This is a genomic window from Vibrio frigidus (assembly GCF_042465995.1).
Taxonomy (GTDB): domain Bacteria; phylum Pseudomonadota; class Gammaproteobacteria; order Enterobacterales; family Vibrionaceae; genus Vibrio.
The window spans coordinates 1-558 of record NZ_JBCDMC010000042.1 but is presented as its reverse complement, the minus strand read 5'-3'; the positions used below and the strand labels follow the sequence as shown (position 1 = coordinate 558).

Below are 558 nucleotides of genomic sequence, written 5' to 3'. Positions count from 1 at the left end.
CTTCCTCACTACTGAAAGTACTTTACAACCCGAAGGCCTTCTTCATACACGCGGCATGGCTGCATCAGGCTTTCGCCCATTGTGCAATATTCCCCACTGCTGCCTCCCGTAGGAGTCTGGACCGTGTCTCAGTTCCAGTGTGGCTGATCATCCTCTCAGACCAGCTAGAGATCGTCGCCTTGGTGAGCCATTACCCCACCAACTAGCTAATCTCACTTAGGCTTATCCAATCGCGGAAGGCCCGAAGGTCCCCTCCTTTCCCCCGTAGGGCGTATGCGGTATTAGCTATCGTTTCCAATAGTTATCCCCCTCAACTGGGCAAATTCCTAAGCATTACTCACCCGTCCGCCGCTCGACGCCTAATAACGCTCCCGAAGGATTGTTATCATCGTTTCCGCTCGACTTGCATGTGTTAAGCCTGCCGCCAGCGTTCAATCTGAGCCATGATCAAACTCTTCAATTTAAGTTCTTTTTGGCTCAATGAATACTGACTTTAAATTGCCTTCTACTATAAATAGTAGAGTGTTCTTTAAAGTTCACATTACTCCAACAGAGTAA

Annotated in this window: 1 rRNA gene; it reads right to left on the bottom strand. The window is 48.6% G+C overall.

The features are described 5' to 3' along the window. Positions 1-463 (bottom strand): 16S ribosomal RNA (locus AACW90_RS22940); the annotation flags it as partial. Positions 464-558 lie beyond the last annotated feature (95 nt).